The following is a 15953-nucleotide window of genomic DNA, read 5'->3' as shown; positions in this document are numbered from 1 at the left end:
CCTGCGAGCCCCGCAGGCGCGAACAAGGACGGCATCATGACGAACCTCGTGGGACGGATGCGCGAGGCGTTCCGAAGCGACCAACGGATCGACCCGGACGTCCTGATCGCGCGCCTCCAGGCGGTCCAGCGGTTCCTCGGCGCGGTGGACGGCCAGGTGCCGGACGCCCAACTGGTGGCCGCGCACACCGTGGTCGAGCGGGCCGGCGACCGGCTCGCCCTCTCCGGCCGGCACACCGTGGTCGCGCTCGCCGGCGCCACCGGCAGCGGAAAGTCGAGCCTGTTCAACGCGCTGGCCCGGATGGACCTCTCCCCGGTCGGCGTGCGCCGGCCGACCACCGGCGTGGCCCACGCCTGCGTGTGGGGCCCGCTCGACGGCGCGGTACGCCTGCTCGACTGGGTCGGGGTGCTGCCCCGGCACCGGTTCGTCCGGGAGAGCCCGCTGGACGGCGACGACGAGTCCAACCTGCACGGTCTGGTCCTGCTGGACCTGCCCGACTTCGACTCGGTGCAGCACCACCACCGGCTGGAGGTCGACCGGCTGCTCGGCCTGGTCGACCTGGTGGTCTGGGTGGTCGACCCGCAGAAGTACGCCGACCGCGTGATCCACACCGGCTACCTGCGCGAGTTCCACCGGCACAAGGACGTGACCGTGGTGGTGCTCAACCAGGCCGACCGGTTGCACCCGACCGAGCTGCCCACCGTCCTCGACGACCTGCGCCGGCTGCTCGACGCCGACGGGCTGGGCGGGGTGCCGCTGCTGCCCACCGTGGCCACGGACCCGGCCGGGCTGGCCGGGTTGCGGGCCGAGCTGGAGAAGACGGTCGCCGAGCGGCAGGCCGCGCTGCGCCGGCTCTCCGGCGACGTGGACGCCGTGGTGACCGACCTCGAACCGTTGGTCGGGCCGGAGCCGCCCCGCACCCGGCCGGGTGACGCCTCGGCCCGGGAACTCACCCGGGCACTGGCCGGGGCGGCCGGCGTGCCGACCGTGGCGCAGGCGGTCCAGGGCGCGTACCGGCACCGGGCGGTGAGCAGCACCGGCTGGCCGCTGGTGCGGAGCTGGCGGAAGCTGCGCCCGGATCCGCTGCGCCGGTTGCACCTGCCGGGGCGGGACCCGGACGCGCCGGCCGAGAGCCTGATCTCGGCCACCTCCGTACCCGATCCGACCGCCGCGCAGCGCTCGGCGCTGAACCTGGCCATCCGGGCGGTGGCCGACCGGTCCGGCGCCGACCTGCCGGCGCCGTGGCCGACCGCGGTGACCGCGGCGGCCCGGTCCCGGCTGGCCGAGCTGCCGGGCGCGCTCGACCACGCGGTCGCCGCCACCGACCTCGGCATGGACCGGCGGCCGGCCTGGTGGCGGGTGGTCGGCGGGATCCAGTGGCTGGTCACGCTCGCGGCGGTGGGCGGCCTGGTCTGGCTGGTCCTGGGGTACGCGCTGCGCTTCCTCGGCCTGCCACCGCTGGACTACCCGAAGCTCGGCGAGGTGCCCTGGCCCACCGTGCTGCTGCTCGGCGGGCTGCTGGCCGGGCTGCTGGTGGCGGCGCTCACCCGGCCGGTGGTCGGGTGGGCGGCCCGGCGGGCCCGCGACCGGGCCGAGCAGCGCCTGCTCACCTCGGTCGGCAGCGTCGGCGAGAAGTACGTGCTGGATCCGGTCTGGGCGTTGCTGGCGCGTTACGGCGCGGCACGGGACGCGCTGCACGAGGCCGGCCGGCGCTGAATCGGGTGCGCGGAGCGGTGTGACGGCCGTCGGCGCGGCGTAGGGTCGATGCATGGCCACGCCACAGACCCCCTACGACGCGGTGCTGCACGCCGCGCGCGACGTGACGAGGCTCGACTCCGCCCTGGACGCGGAGATGCTCGGCGCCGCGTTGCTGGGCAGCGTCTACGCCGTCGCGGAGCACGACCGACAGCGAGCCGTCCACGAGTTCGTGGCCGGTTTCCTCGCCGCCACGTCACGCCGGCGCAGCGCCGCCGCGACCACCATCCGCGCCGTCTTCGCCGCCCTGGTGCCGGACGCCGAGGGCGCCGCCCGGGTCCGGCCCGGCACGTACGCCCCGGCGTGGGCCGGCCAGCTCGGCCGGGTGCGCCTCACCGGCACCTGGGCGTACGGCGACGTGTACGGCGACCAGACCTCCTACCTGGCCACGTTCGCCTACGAGGACGAGGAGCAGGGCGGGCCGGAGCACGCTCTGGTGGCCCTCGTCGACCACAACATCGGCATCACCAAGGACGTGTTCGTCGGCGGTCCGGCGGCCCGGATCGTCGAGCAGGCCCGGGAGATCTGCACCGAGGACGAGCTGACCTGGTTCCGTGCCGAGGACCCGGCGCGGATGCACGCGGAGGTGGGCCGCCACCTGGCGGTCACCGACGACCTCGGTGAGTTGCCCGCCCAGGGTTCGCTCGCCACCGACCGGGCCCTGGTGGGTGCCCGCCTGGCGGCCCTGCCCGGGCCGCGACCGCCGACCGGGCCGGCGGTCGTGCCGCCGGCCACCGACGAGGAGCGGACCAGGCTGGTACGCGCCTTCCTCGACTCGCCCGAGGCCGCCCGTTTCGGCCTGCCCGAGGTGGCCGACGGCGAGCTGGCCTCGCTGCACTTCTGCCTGGGTCTGCTACTGGATCACGCGGCGAGCTTCCCGGACGCCGACCCGATGCGGTGGAGCCCGATGGTCGCCGAGCTGTTCCTGCTCGACTGGGTGCACCGTCGTGCCGTGCTGGACATGGACGACGCCGCGATGCTGCCCCGGGTGTTGCGGGCCTGGGCGGCGTACGCGGGCCGGCAGCGTGGGCTGGCGCCCCCCGCGACCGCCCGGACGGACGAGGCGATCACCGAGATGGTCCCCGAGTTCGCCCGGCTCTACAGCACCGGTGAGCGGCGTAGCGCGGCCACCGCGGCGGTGGCGCAGTTGATGGCGGACGGGGTGGACCCGGACGACCCGGCGGCGCTGGACGCCTGGATCGAGGCGAACCGGCACCGCCTCACCGACGACCCCGCCTGAGCCGTTCCGGCTCGCCACTCGGCGACGGCCCCTGGCTCGGCTCCGTCGTGGGCCCGGAGGTCGGCGCCGAGGTCGGCCCGGACGACGACGGCTCGGCGGTCGGCCCGGACGTCGGCTCCGAGGTCGGCCCGGACGTCGGCTCGGCGGTCGGTCCGGACGAGGTGCCGGTCGGCTCGGGGGTGGGCGCGGAGGAGGTGGTGGTGGGCTCGGGCACCGGGACCGGATCCTGCGCCGGGTCGGACGCCGAGGGTGTGGGCGTGGGCGAGGGCACCGGCGACGGCCTCGGCGGCCGGACCGGTGTGGACCGGGGCGGTTCGGGCGGGGCCACCGGCGCGGTGGCCGGCCGGGACCGACCGGAGCCGAGGTCGCTCCTGTCGGGCGGGATCGGGGCGGCCGGGAACACCGGTCGCGGCGGCGCGGTGGCGGTGACGGCGTCGACCGCGGGCGTGGACGCCGTCAGCACCGGGGCCGGGGTGGTCCGGGGCAGCGGGATGACCACCGGCCCGACCGAGGGCGTCGGGATGAACGGCGTGCCGGCGTCGGGCAGGGCGCTGTTCCCCACGGTCGCCGAGCCGGTGCTGATCGCGGCCAGGATCGGCATCGAGGCGGTACCGGCGAGCAGCGCGACGGTCAGCAGGTAGCCCCGGCTCGGGCCACCGGCTCCGGGGGCGCGGTGCGCGCCGACCACCGGTCGGTAGCGGGCGGCGGGCAGGGCCCGGTGCCGGCCCAGGAAGGGGGCACCGGGAGGACCCTCTGGTTCGGACACCGGCACACTCCTCGTACGCGTCGACGGAACGGAACAGCACGCCCGAATATCCGGACAAAAGCCGCGTGAGCACTCATCGCCAGCTTGACCGAGTGACAGTCAGTTCACCAGCCGCAACCGCGTGTCGACACACATTTTGTCCGCCGGGGCCCGTCACCTGTTAGGACAAAAGCGCTCATCCGTCGCGAAGCCGATGGAAGCTCACCGTCGGGGGAGGCCATACTGTGGGCCCGCTCACCTCCTCTGCAATCATTCAGGCACGACGGCAACGCAGCCGCTACCTCCGCGCACCCCGCGGCTGGTGCGGAACGGCGCCGGCGCTCCCGGGCCTGGGTCCCCCGACGGACCCCGGCTCACGCCGCGCGGCAACCCTCACCGGGGCTAGGCGCGGTCGCCAGGGACCGACCCGGCAGCAGCCGGGCGGGCGCACGAGGTGCGCGGCTCGGGTCACCCCCGGCGGCGCAGACAGACAGGGAGAGACCGATGGCAAAGGGCGACCCCGGGGCCGCCACCCGCAGCAAGCGGGCCGCACCCCGTACCAGGCGCGCCGCCGCGACCGGCGAACCGGAACTCGTTCAGCTGCTCACGCCGGAAGGCGAGCGGATCGAGACCGCGCTCGGCCCGGACGGGACCGAGTACCGCGTCGACTTCACCGACGAGGAGTACCGCGGGCTCTACCGCGACCTCGTGCTGGTCCGCAAGCTCGACGCCGAGGCGACCGCCCTGCAACGCCAGGGCGAGCTGGGCCTGTGGGCGAGCCTGCTGGGCCAGGAGGCCGCGCAGGTGGGCTCCGGCCGGGCGCTGCGCGCGCAGGACATGGCGTTCCCGACCTACCGGGAGCACGGCGTCCTCTACTGCCGCGGCATCGACCCGATCATGCCGCTCGGCCTGTTCCGCGGCGTCGACCAGGGCGGCTGGGACCCGAATGAGTTCAAGTTCAACATGTACACGATCGTCATCGGGGCGCAGACCCTGCACGCGACCGGGTACGCCATGGGCGTCGCGATGGACGGCAAGACCGGCGGCGAGGACGGCGAGGCGGTGATCGCCTACTTCGGTGACGGCGCCACCAGCCAGGGCGACGTCAACGAGTCGTTCGTCTGGGCCAGCGTGTTCAACGCGCCGTTGGTCTTCTTCTGCCAGAACAACCAGTACGCCATCTCCGAGCCGCTGGAGCGGCAGACCCGCGTCCCGCTGTACCGGCGGGCCGGCGGTTTCGGCTTCCCCGGCGTCCGGGTGGACGGCAACGACGTGCTCGCCTCGTACGCGGTGACCCGGCACGCGCTGGACACCGCGCGCAGCGGCCAGGGCCCGTCCCTGATCGAGGCGTACACCTACCGGATGGGCGCGCACACCACCTCGGACGACCCGACGCGTTACCGGATCGCCAGCGAGGTCGAGGCCTGGCAGGCCAAGGACCCGATCGCCCGGATGAAGGCGTTCCTGCTCAAGCAGCAGATCGTCGACGAGTCGTTCTTCACCGAGATCGACGAGCAGGCCCGTACCGAGTCGGTGCACCTGCGGGAGCGGGTGCTCAACATGCCCGACCCGCAGCCGGTCAGCATGTTCGACCACGTCTACCCGCACGGCTCCCCGGAGCTGGACGAGCAGCGGGCCCGGTTCTCGCAGTACATGGAGTCGTTCGAGGGGAGCGCGCACTGATGGCCACGGAGACGCTCACGCTCGGCAAGGCACTCAACACCGGTCTGCGACGGGCCCTGGAGAACGACCAGAAGGTCGTCATCATGGGCGAGGACGTCGGCAAGCTCGGCGGCGTGTTCCGGATCACCGACGGCCTCCAGAAGGACTTCGGCGACCAGCGGGTGATCGACACCCCGCTGGCCGAGTCCGGCATCATCGGCACCGCGGTCGGCCTGGCCATCCGCGGCTTCCGGCCGGTCTGCGAGATCCAGTTCGACGGCTTCGTCTACCCCGCGTACGACCAGATCGTGTCGCAGGTGGCGAAGATGCACTACCGCTCGCAGGGCAAGGTGCGGATCCCGATGGTCATCCGGATCCCCTACGGCGGCGGCATCGGCGCGGTCGAGCACCACTCGGAGTCGCCCGAGGCGTACTTCGCGCACACCGCCGGCCTCAAGGTGGTCACCTGCGCGAACCCGCAGGACGCGTACGTGATGATCCAGCAGGCAATCGCGTCGGACGACCCGATCGTGTTCCTGGAGCCGAAGCGGCGCTACTGGGAGAAGGGTCCGGTCGACCTGGACGCCCCGCTCACCGACGCGTACCCGCTGCACAGCGCGCGGGTCGCCCGGCCGGGCACGGACGCCACCGTGCTGGCGTACGGCCCGATGGTGCGCACCGCGCTGGACGCGGCCACCGCCGCCGCCGAGGACGGCCGGGAGCTGGAGGTCATCGACCTGCGGACGCTCTCGCCGCTGGACCTGACCGCCGCGTACGAGTCGGTGAAGCGCACCGGCCGCTGCGTGGTCGTGCACGAGGCGCCGGGCAACCTGGGCCTCGGGTCGGAGGTCGCGGCCCGGATCACCGAGGAGTGCTTCTACTCCCTGGAGTCCCCGGTGCTGCGGGTGACCGGCTTCGACGTCCCCTACCCGGCCGCCCGGGTGGAGGAGGAGTACCTGCCGGACCTCGACCGGGTGCTCGACGCCGTCGACCGCACCTTCGGCTGGTGAGCGGCATGTCCCGGATCAAGGAGTTCAACCTGCCCGACCTGGGCGAGGGCCTGACCGAGGGCGAGATCCTCGCCTGGCTGGTCAAGGTGGGCGACGACATCGAGCTGAACCAGCCGATCGTCGAGGTGGAGACCGCGAAGGCGGCGGTCGAGATCCCGGCGAAGTGGGCCGGCCGGGTGCAGGCGATCTTCCACCCGGAGGGTTCGACGGTCGAGGTCGGCGTGCCGATCATCGCGATCGACACCGACCCGGGCGCCGGGCCGGTGGAGCAGTCGACGACCGGCACACCCACCGCCGACCTGCCCACCCCGTCGGCGGCCTCGCTGGCCGCCGTCGAGGTGGCACCCGAGGAGGGCATGGTCGAGCCGGGCCTGATCGGTGGCGTGGCGCCGGGTGGGCGTACCGCCGTGCTGGTCGGCTACGGCCCGCGCAACGCGCCGGCCAAGCGCCGCCCGCGCAAGGGCGCCGCCCCGGCGCCGGCCGCCCCGACCCAGGCGGTCCCGGTGCCGGCCGCGCCGGTCCAGGCCGCGCCGGTGCCGGCTCCGGCGGCGACCCCGGTGGCCCCGACGCCCGCGCTGAACGGCAACGGCCGGGCGGGCGGCGGCCCGGTGCTGGCCAAGCCGCCGGTCCGCAAGCTCGCCAAGGACCTCGGGGTCGACCTGGCCGCGCTGACCGGTTCCGGTCCGCTCGGCTCGATCACCCGCGAGGACGTACAGCGGGCGGCGAGTGGGACCCCGGCGGCGGCCGAGCCGCTGACGGTCACCGCGCCGGCGACGTCGGCCGCGTCGGCCGCGAGCTTCGGCGCGGACCGCGAGCAGCGCATCCCGGTCAAGGGGGTACGCAAGCTCACCGCGGAGAACATGGCCCGCTCGGCGTTCACCGCCCCGCACGTGACGGAGTTCCTGACCGTCGACGTGACCCGGGCGATGAAGGCGCTGGACCGGCTCCGCGACCGGCGCGAGTGGCGCGACGTGCGGGTCTCCCCGCTGCTGCTGGTCGCCAAGGCGGTGCTGCTGGCGGTCAAGCGGTACCCGATGGTCAACTCGACCTGGGCCGGCGACGAGATCGTGGTCAAGGAGTACGTCAACCTGGGCATCGCGGCGGCCACCGAGCGCGGCCTGATCGTGCCGAACATCAAGGACGCCGGCCGGCTGACGCTGCGTGAGCTGGCGGACGCGATGACGGCGCTGGTGCAGACCGCGAAGTCGGGGAAGACGTCCCCGGCGGACATGTCCGGCGGCACGCTCACCATCACCAACGTCGGCGTCTTCGGCGTCGACACCGGTACGCCGATCCTGCCCCCGGGCGAGTCGGCGATCCTCGCCTTCGGCGCGGTACGCGAGCAGCCGTGGGTGCACAAGGGCAAGGTGAAGGCCCGGCTGGTCACCACGCTCGGCCTCTCCTTCGACCACCGGATCATCGACGGTGAGCTGGGGTCCAAGTTCCTGCGCGACATCGGGGACTTCCTGGCCGATCCGGAGGCGGCGCTGCTCGCCTGGACCTGACGTACCACCGCTCCGGCAACGGCCGGTGTGCCACGGGTGAACGCCCGGCACACCGGCCGTTGCCGTTGATGAAGGAATCTTCGGCTCAGCGATAAAGATGCCTACGATCCTTAGGCAGGTGGCTCAGCTCACCTTGTAATCGATGGCGATCATGCGTGCGGTGCGGTTAAATAGAGACATCAAGGGCTGACAACCGAATAGCCAGGAGGAGAGACCCAAGATGAGCATGATCGAGCGAATCCGCACCCGCCGCGACGCCAACCGCCGGGCCCGTGCCATCGAGCACGCCCTGCGTTCCGCCAACTCGCCCGCGGTCCGCGCAGAGCTTCTCGCCATCGCCCAGCGTCACATGAGCTGACGCCACCGACGTTCCGCACTCCTCCAGTGGAGAAGACCCGCCCGGCACCCCGGGCGGGTCTTCGGCGTTCCACGTCGGCCGGCACCGGGATTCCACCCCGCCGCACCGCCCGGTACGGTTGGCACGGTCGCCAACCGGCTGCTCCGGCCGACGTGGAGAGTGAAACTCATCGACGTCGACCGGTGACTTTCGGTGACGGCCGATGCTCCCCCGAGCGTCCCCGGGCGGCCACCGGATACGGTGCGGGGAGCCCGCACGGCCGGTACCCGCCGGCGACGCCGGCAGCCATGCCGACGGTCCCCGGCCGGCATCGGCGGTCGACCTGTGATGGAGGAGGAGCACCCATGACGTCCGAGGCTCCGCACCACCCCGGCCAGGAGCCGGGCGAGGTGTCGCCGGGCACCGGCGGACCGGTGCCGTACGGTGACCAGCCGGCGCAGCAGGACAACGGGTACAACGGCACGCCCGACCTCGGCTGGGCCCCGCCCCCGCCGGCCGGTCGGCCCGCCCCGCCGGCTCCGGCCTGGGCCGCGGCCGACGACCAGCCGCCCGCCTGGGCCCCGCCCGCCGGCCAGCACGTCACCGGTCGCGCCACCGCCCAGGTGCCCCCGCCCGCCGAGTCGGGCGGCCGGGGCGCACAGCCCGCCTGGGCCGGCCCCGAGCAGGGCGCACCGGCCTGGGCCGCCTCCGGCCCGGGTGCTCCCGGGTGGGGGCCGGGCGAGTCGGCCCGCCCGGACGCGGCCGGCGAGCCGGCGCCGCCGGCCTGGGCCCCGACGTCGGGCGGTCCCGCCGAACCGGCGCCGCCCGCCTGGGCCACCGAGCAGCATCGTCCCGCCCGCGGCGCCGCCGGGGAGCAGCCCGCCTGGGCGCAGCCCGAGACGGGCGCGCGGGGCACCGGCTACGTCCCGGCGCCGGCCACCGTGCCGAACGAGTCCTGGGTCACCCCCGCCGGCTCGGACGACCCGCACCGCTCCGGCGGGTTCACCCCTGCCGCGCAGCAGGGCGACGACGCCGGCCACTCCGGAGGCTGGGCCGTCGGCACCGCCGCCCAGTCGGACGACCCGAACCGTTCCGGCGGCTGGAACCGCCGCGACGAGCAGCCCGGGGCGCAGCCGGACGACCGGTCCGGCGGTTGGGCCCCACGTGACACCCAGCCGGCCTGGGTTCCGCCCGGCCAGCAGAGCGGAGCCACCTGGCCTCCGCCCGAGCCGACCGCCCGGGCCGCCGCCAAGGTCTCCGTGCCCGGCGCCGTCCGGCCCGAGCAGGCGTGGTCCACTCCGGAGCAGTCCGACCAGGACAGCCGCTCCACCCGCACCGAGGACGACCCGCACCGCTCCGGCGGTTGGCAGGCGGCCGGCGGGCAGCAGCACGACGATTCGGCCCGATCCGGCGGCTGGCCCGCCCCGCAGGGAGAGAACCGGGTGGGCGGCCGGGACGGTTCCACTCGGGACGACGACCCGGACCGCTCCGGCGGTTGGGCCGCCGGCGGGCGCGCCGCCGGCGCGGCCGAGGTCCCGCAGCCAGCCGGCTGGGGCGAGTCGAGTCAGCCCCACCCCGCGGGCTGGAACGACGCCCCCGCCCGGCCTCGGCGCGACGGCGACGACCAGGCCGGTGGCTGGAACGACGCTCCCGCGATGCCGCAACGTGACGCCGATGACCAGGCCGCCGGCCGCCACGCTCCGGCGTTGCCGCAGCGTGGCGGCGAGGGACCGGCCGGCGGTTGGGGCGGCGCCGCAGCCGGGCCGCAGCAGCGGGAGACCGAGCGGCCGGCGGAGGAGCCGGCCCGGCCCGGGTGGGGCGGCAACCAGGACGAGCGGGCGTCCGCCGAACCCTGGTCGCCCGCCGAGGCGTGGGGCCACGCCGACGAGGCACAGCCGGCACCGTCGCGCGGCTGGCAGCCCGCCGAGGACGGACCGGTCTACCAGCCCGCGCCCGCACCGGGCATCTCACCCGGCCACGCGGTACCGCTGCCCGCGCAGAGCCAGCGGGTGCCGGGGGCCGCACTGGCGGCCTCACCGCCCGCGGACCATCCCGCCGCCGCGCAGTTCGGCCCGGCCGAGCGCACACCCCAGGCGTACGAGCCGGAGCGCGGTGACGCCGGTTGGGGCACCGTCCGGTCCGGACCTGAGGAGCCGCAGTCGCCGGCCGGTCCGGTCCTTCCCGGCCCGCGCACCTCGCCCGAGGCCGCCGCCGGTCCGGTGTCGGCCAGCGCCTCCGTCCCGGTGGCCAGCCGGGTCACCCCGCCGGCCGACCAGCCGGCGCATCCGACCGGCGCGTCCACGCCGCAGCCCCGGGTGTACGGCCGGCCGACCCGACCGGAGCCCGAGGACGCCCCGGAGGCGGACGACGCGCACGGCTACCCCGGCCACGATGCTCCGTCCGCCTTCGCCGGCCCGCGGGCCCGACCGGACGACGGACCCGGCTTCGGGTCCCCGTCCCGTGGCGACGAGGGACACAGCTTCGGATCCCCCTCCCGGGGCGACGACGGACACGGCTTCGCCGGGCCGCAGGGGCGTTCTGACGACGCCCACAACTTCGCCGGCCAGCAGTCCCGCTCCGACGACGCACCCGCCTTCGGCGGCCCGCACTCCCGGCCGGACGACGCACCCGCCTTCGGCGGGCCACAGTCCCGGTCCGACGGTCCGCACGGCTACCCCGGTCAGGACGGTCCGCCCGGCTACGGCGGGCCGCAGTCCCGGTCCGACGACGACCCGCGCGGATTCGGCGACCGGCCGTCCTCGCCGGCCGGCCCGCCGCCGTTCCCGGTCGGTGTGCCGTCCTTCGTGGACCCGCCCGGCAACAACCGCCCCGCCAACGGGGTGCACCCGCAGGACGACGAGCAGCCCGGCGGGTCACGCGACTCCTTCGGCGGCCCCGGCGGCCAGCAGAACCCGTTCGGCGGTCCGGGCGGCCAGCCGGACGCGTTCGGGGGCCCAGGTGGCCGTCAGGACGCGTACGGCGGTCCCGGTGGCCGTCCCGACCCGTTCGGCGGTCCGGGTGGCCAGCAGGACGCGTACGGTCCGACTGCTGGTGGGCGTGCCTCGGTCGCCGTACCGGGTCAGGGTCCGGCGAGTGAGCCGGGCGGCTTCCCGCCGCCGTCCCCGCAGGCCCCGCCGGTCTGGTCCCCGGAGGGTCCGGCCGACGACTCGGATCAGGGCCGCTTCGACGCGTTCAAGCCGGACGCCGAGCCGAAGACCGAGGCGCCCGCGCCGAAGGTGCGCAACGGTCGGGTGCTGGCTCTGGTGCTCATCGCGGCCGTGCTGATCCTCGCCGTGCCGCTCGGCCTGCTCACGCTGCTCGGCAAGATCGGCGGTGACGACAAGCCGGCGGGCTTCGACCCGGCGGTCGGCTCCTGCATCAAGCAGACCGGCACGACCGCCGCGGCTGCCGACTGCGGTGAGCAGGGCGCGTTCACCGTGGTGTCGAAGGTGGACAACAAGGACAAGTGCGCCGACCTGTCCCAGCCCACGGTCGTCCTCCAGGGCGGCGGCACCAACCGGGTGCTCTGCCTGAAGCCGGCCGGCCAGTAACTCTCACGTGAAGCGCCCGTCCCCGGTGGGGACGGGCGCTTCACGTTGTCCCGGCCGGCCTCGCCCCGGCGATCATGAAGTGGACGGCGCGTCCAGTCCGATTCGTCACCGCCAACCCCATGATCGTCGGGCGGGTCGGCGGTGCGGTCCTGTTTTGACGTCGCCGCGATGCTCGCCCACGGGTAGCCCTCGCCCGAGCGGGCCGCGGGCGTCGGTTGGGCGTACGCCCGGAGCGTTCGACCGGTTGCTGGTCAGGGTCGAGGCACTAGCCGGGCGTGCACCCGGCCCTCGCCCAGGCGGACCGCCTTGCACCAGCCCGGCCCTCACCCGCACAGCGAAGCGCCCGCCCCACCACGGGACGGGCGCTTCGTGTTAGTCGAGTCAGCCGCGCTCGGCGACCTGGTCGACGAACGCCCGCCAGGAAGCCGGCTCAAAGGCGAGCGCCGGGCCGATCGGGTCCTTCGAGTCCCGCACGCCGACGACGCCGGGAAGGTTGTCGGCGACCTCGACGCAGTCGCCCCCGTTGGAGCTGCTTCGGTTGCTCTTGCGCCAAAGTGCGCCGGTCAGGTCAGCCATGATCGCGCCTCTAGGAAGTCGATGGTCTGGCGGCGCGGAAGTGCCACCGATCGCAGCGTATCCCAGATGGCCCACAGGGGGGCGGTGTCATTTGTCAGCCGTCCTGCGGCCTGGTCGTCGAGGTACGCAACGCTGCCGTCATCGGTTGTCGCGAGGACGAACGGCCCGGCCTGGCCGGCGTGAATGCCGGCGTCCAGCGGGAGAACGTGAACGAGGACGTTCGGCCGCCGCGCCATCATCGCCAGGTGGTCCAGCTGGGGATGCATGACAGCCGGATCGCCACGACGCAGCGCGAACTCGTCAATCACCGCAACGAAAAGCGGCGGGTTCCGCCGGTCGAGGACCGCCGCCTGTCGCTTCATCCGCGTCTCTACGTAGCCCGCAACATCTTCCGGCCCCAGCAGGCCGCTAGCCAGCACTACCGCCGCATACTCCGGCGTCTGAAGTAGACCGGGAACCACGGCGACCTGAAAGGACCGGAGCGCGGTCGCCTGAAGCTCCGTCTCAACCCAGGGCTGGAGCCACGCCGGTTCGCGTCGCTTCAAAACGTCCGGCCAAATGTCCTCCACTTCACGACCGAGCGCGGCTGCTGCGGCTGCGCGGTGCCGAGGGTGCGGGATGCGGCCGGGTGTGACCCAACGCGCGACCGTCTTCGGGTCTACCCCAACCTGCTCAGCGAGGCTTTCAACGGTCTGACCGCTGTCGGCTAGAGCCACCCGCAGCGCCTGGTTCACGGTCGCCTCCTGATGAACGTCTATGACGTCTTGAGAACATATATCTACGCGGTGTAGTCGTCCAGCTTCAGCACGCGAGGGTGCTGTGTAGACGGCGCGGCCGGCAGGAACCCGAGACCCGGCGGTCGTGTCAGTCCCGGGGGTCGCCTCGCCGGGCAGGCACCACGCGGGGCGACCCCCTTCCCGGTCCCCACGAAAGGAGGGCGGAGCCGTGCCCAGAGAGAAGCCGAAGCTTGACTGGCTTGCCGTCCTGTCCTCCCGCTTCCACCGCCCCCGCCTGCGGCTGTCCCCGCCCGGCCTGGCCTGTTCGTGCGGTCTGATGATCTGGCGCTACTGCCTCAAGCTGCGCCGCCGGGCCGCTCCCCCACCCCCGCCATCGGCCTCACGCCCACCGAACGGGCACACTTGGTCGTCCGCTCCCGAGACGACGACCGTCTTCCGGCGCAACGGGGAGCAGCGGTGACCGCGCCCCGCACGGTCGGCCCGTCCACCTCGACGCCGTTTCGATCTGGCGACGTGCTCCACCTGACCCGCGCGGCGTCCCCACAGTTCGCCCGTCCCATCGCCGTCCGCGTCATTCGCACGCTGGAGTGGCCGACATACGACGGGTGGTGCTGGCTGGACGGCTACCAACTCGGCCCGGACGGGAGTGCGGTCGCCCGCCGCGAACTGTTCGTCCAGCTAGCCGGCGTTCGCCTCCTGACCGCGCCGACGAGCCCGTCCCCAGCCCGCCGCGCCCCGAGTCGGCGTACGCCCGTACGGGTGGGCGCATGAAACCTCACACCGACGATCACTCCCCGGTCCGGCCGGCGTGGACGTGCCACGCCACCGGTAGCCCGTGGCCGTGCTCGGTTGCCCGGGCTGCCTTCGGCGAATCGTGTCACGTACGCCTCTTCCGCCGCCCCGTCGCGCCGGCCGGACCCCGTTGGTACGGCACGATGGGGTCATGAGCGCACGCGTACGCGCCCCCGAACTACGGGGCCGGGCCTGGCTGAACACCGGCGGCAAAGCCGTCACGCTGGCCGACCTGCGGGGCAAGATCGTTTTGCTGGATTTCTGGACCTTCTGCTGCATCAACTGCCTGCACGTGCTGGACGAGCTGCGCCCGCTCGAGGAGAAGTACGGCGACGTGCTGGTCGTGATCGGGGTGCACTCGCCGAAGTTCGAGCACGAGAAGGACCCGGACGCGCTGGCCGCGGCCGTCGAGCGGTACGGCGTGCACCACCCGGTGCTCGACGACCCCGAGATGGACATGTGGCAGCAGTACGCGGCGAAGGCCTGGCCGACGCTGTCGGTGGTCGACCCGGAGGGCTACGTGGTGGCCACCATGGCCGGCGAGGGGCACGCCGAGGGGCTGGCCCGGCTGGTCGACGACCTGATCGCCACGCACGAGGCGAAGGGCACGCTGCACCGGGGCGAGGGCCCGTACGTCCCGCCGGCCGAGCCGGAGACGGCGTTGCGCTTCCCCGGCAAGGTCGTTTCGCTCGACGGCGGCAACCTGCTGGTCTCCGACTCGGCCCGGCACTCCCTGGTCGAGCTGGCGCCGGACGCGGAGACCGTGGTGCGCCGGATCGGCGCGGGCACCCGTGGCCACACCGACGGCCCGGCGGCCGGCGCGACGTTCGCCGAGCCGCAGGGGCTCTGCCTGCTGCCCCCGCACGTGGCCGAGGTGGCCGGCTACGACCTGGTCGTCGCGGACACGGTCAACCACCTGCTGCGCGGCGTACGGCTGGAGACCGGCGAGGTGGTCACCGTGGCCGGCACCGGACGGCAGTGGCGCTCGACGGTCGACGACCACGCGCACGACGCGCGCGCGGTCGACCTCTCCTCCCCCTGGGACGTGGCCTGGTACGACGACCGGGTGGTCGTGGCGATGGCCGGCATCCACCAGCTCTGGTGGTTCGACCCGATCAAGCGGACCGCCGGCATGTACGCCGGCACCACGATCGAGGCGCTGCGCGACGGTCCGCTGCCGGACGTCTGGATGGCCCAGCCGTCCGGGTTGTCCGTCTCGGCCGACAGTTCCCGGCTCTGGATCGCCGACAGCGAGACCAGCGCGGTCCGCTGGGTCGAGGCGGGCGAGATGCACACCGCCGTGGGTCAGGGGCTGTTCGACTTCGGGCACGTCGACGGCCCGGCCGATCAGGCGTTGCTCCAGCATCCGCTGGGCGTGTGCGCGCTGCCGGACGGCTCGGTGCTGGTCGCGGACACGTACAACGGCGCGGTGCGCCGCTTCGATCCGGCGACCGGCCAGGTCGCGACCGTGGCCGACGGGTTGGCCGAGCCGAGCGACCTGGTGGTCACCCCGGCGGGGGAGGTGCTTGTGGTCGAGTCGGCCGCGCACCGGTTGACCCGGCTGGCGCCCGGCGCGCTGACGGCGGCCGACGCGAGCACGGTGGCGGGGGCCCGGCACCGGATGGAGCGCAAGCCCACGGACGTGGCGGCCGGGGAGCTGACGCTTGACGTGATCTTCACACCGGCGCCGGGGCAGAAGCTCGACGACACGTACGGGCCGTCGACCCGGCTGGTGGTCTCGGCGTCCCCGCCGGAGCTGCTGGTCGACGGCGCGGGCACGACCACCGACCTGTCCCGGCGGCTGGTCGTCAGCGGGGACGTGACGCAGGGGGTGTTGCAGGTGACCGCCCAGGCGGCGACCTGTGACGCCGACGTCGAGCACGCCGCCTGCCACCTGACCCGGCAGGACTGGGGCGTGCCGGTCCGGGTGGTCACCGACGGCGCCACCCGTCTCCCGCTGGTGCTGCGCGGCCTCGACGAGTCCTGAGCCGAAGAGCGTTAGGAGGGGCCCCCTGTTATGCGTCAGGCGTTAACAGGGGGCCC

Annotated in this window: 12 protein-coding genes; 10 read left to right on the top strand and 2 right to left on the bottom strand. The window is 74.2% G+C overall.

The annotated features are described in order from the left end of the window. The first annotated feature begins 36 nt into the window (after positions 1–36). From AB0B02_RS10385 to AB0B02_RS10350, 8 genes are all read left to right on the top strand, one after another. A complete protein-coding gene (locus tag AB0B02_RS10385) occupies positions 37–1716 on the top strand; it encodes a GTPase (protein WP_357298993.1) in 1680 nt (559 codons plus the stop codon). A 52-nt stretch (positions 1717–1768) separates the two neighbouring features. Beyond that, positions 1769–2995 carry a hypothetical protein gene (locus tag AB0B02_RS10380; RefSeq protein ID WP_281933667.1) on the top strand — a complete coding sequence of 409 codons (1227 nt, stop codon included), beginning with the start codon at positions 1769–1771 and terminating at the stop codon, positions 2993–2995. Between the two features lie 47 nt (positions 2996–3042). Further along, positions 3043–3636, top strand: coding sequence for a hypothetical protein (locus AB0B02_RS10375; RefSeq protein ID WP_357298989.1), 594 nt, complete (start codon positions 3043–3045; stop codon positions 3634–3636). Between the two features lie 608 nt (positions 3637–4244). Next, complete coding sequence (pdhA, locus tag AB0B02_RS10370; RefSeq protein ID WP_107158221.1) at positions 4245–5423, top strand: pyruvate dehydrogenase (acetyl-transferring) E1 component subunit alpha; 1179 nt, start codon at positions 4245–4247, stop codon at positions 5421–5423. Continuing rightward, the gene (locus tag AB0B02_RS10365) at positions 5423–6412 is read left to right on the top strand and encodes an alpha-ketoacid dehydrogenase subunit beta (protein ID WP_281933672.1); all 990 of its coding nucleotides are present in this window, start codon (positions 5423–5425) and stop codon (positions 6410–6412) included. The genes pdhA and AB0B02_RS10365 overlap by 1 nt, the downstream gene beginning before the upstream one ends. Before the next feature lie 5 nt (positions 6413–6417). Beyond that, entirely contained in the window at positions 6418–7917 is a 1500-nt protein-coding gene (locus AB0B02_RS10360) for a dihydrolipoamide acetyltransferase family protein (protein ID WP_357299077.1), read from the top strand. A gap of 220 nt (positions 7918–8137) precedes the next feature. Next, positions 8138–8275, top strand: coding sequence for a hypothetical protein (locus tag AB0B02_RS10355; protein ID WP_199199845.1), 138 nt, complete (start codon positions 8138–8140; stop codon positions 8273–8275). Between the two features lie 344 nt (positions 8276–8619). Continuing rightward, entirely contained in the window at positions 8620–11805 is a 3186-nt protein-coding gene (locus AB0B02_RS10350) for a hypothetical protein (RefSeq protein WP_357298982.1), read from the top strand. A gap of 381 nt (positions 11806–12186) precedes the next feature. On the opposite strand, the gene AB0B02_RS10345 is transcribed toward AB0B02_RS10350, so the two are convergent. Beyond that, positions 12187–12381, bottom strand: a complete 195-nt coding sequence (locus tag AB0B02_RS10345; protein WP_357298980.1) for a DUF397 domain-containing protein — start codon at positions 12379–12381, stop codon at positions 12187–12189. Beyond that, complete coding sequence (locus tag AB0B02_RS10340; protein ID WP_357298977.1) at positions 12369–13115, bottom strand: DUF5753 domain-containing protein; 747 nt, start codon at positions 13113–13115, stop codon at positions 12369–12371. Before AB0B02_RS10340 ends, AB0B02_RS10345 begins: the two co-directional genes overlap by 13 nt. A 459-nt stretch (positions 13116–13574) precedes the next feature. Between AB0B02_RS10340 and AB0B02_RS10335 the strand changes: the two genes are divergently transcribed. Then, positions 13575–13889: a hypothetical protein gene (locus AB0B02_RS10335; protein ID WP_357298974.1), complete on the top strand. Its 315-nt coding sequence runs from the start codon at positions 13575–13577 to the stop codon at positions 13887–13889. 172 nt (positions 13890–14061) lie between these two features. Further along, positions 14062–15897, top strand: a complete 1836-nt coding sequence (locus AB0B02_RS10330; RefSeq protein ID WP_357298969.1) for an NHL domain-containing thioredoxin family protein — start codon at positions 14062–14064, stop codon at positions 15895–15897. The last annotated feature ends 56 nt before the right edge of the window (positions 15898–15953 follow it).

It is taken from the genome of Micromonospora sp. NPDC049240 (assembly GCF_040647835.1).
In the GTDB taxonomy this organism is placed as follows: Bacteria; Actinomycetota; Actinomycetes; order Mycobacteriales; family Micromonosporaceae; genus Micromonospora.
Note: the sequence above shows the minus strand (reverse complement) of the source record. Positions and strands in the feature narration are given on the sequence as shown.

Bases quoted from the DNA above. Each gene is read 5' to 3' on its own strand.
- AB0B02_RS10385 (WP_357298993.1), top strand. From the start codon at position 37: ATGACGAACCTCGTGGGACGGATGCGCGAGGCGTTCCGAAGCGACCAA.
- AB0B02_RS10380 (WP_281933667.1), top strand. From the start codon at position 1,769: ATGGCCACGCCACAGACCCCCTACGACGCGGTGCTGCACGCCGCGCGC.
- pdhA (WP_107158221.1), top strand. From the start codon at position 4,245: ATGGCAAAGGGCGACCCCGGGGCCGCCACCCGCAGCAAGCGGGCCGCA.
- AB0B02_RS10365 (WP_281933672.1), top strand. From the start codon at position 5,423: ATGGCCACGGAGACGCTCACGCTCGGCAAGGCACTCAACACCGGTCTG.
- AB0B02_RS10360 (WP_357299077.1), top strand. From the start codon at position 6,418: ATGTCCCGGATCAAGGAGTTCAACCTGCCCGACCTGGGCGAGGGCCTG.
- AB0B02_RS10355 (WP_199199845.1), top strand. From the start codon at position 8,138: ATGAGCATGATCGAGCGAATCCGCACCCGCCGCGACGCCAACCGCCGG.
- AB0B02_RS10350 (WP_357298982.1), top strand. From the start codon at position 8,620: ATGACGTCCGAGGCTCCGCACCACCCCGGCCAGGAGCCGGGCGAGGTG.
- AB0B02_RS10345 (WP_357298980.1), bottom strand. From the start codon at position 12,381: ATGGCTGACCTGACCGGCGCACTTTGGCGCAAGAGCAACCGAAGCAGC.
- AB0B02_RS10330 (WP_357298969.1), top strand. From the start codon at position 14,062: ATGAGCGCACGCGTACGCGCCCCCGAACTACGGGGCCGGGCCTGGCTG.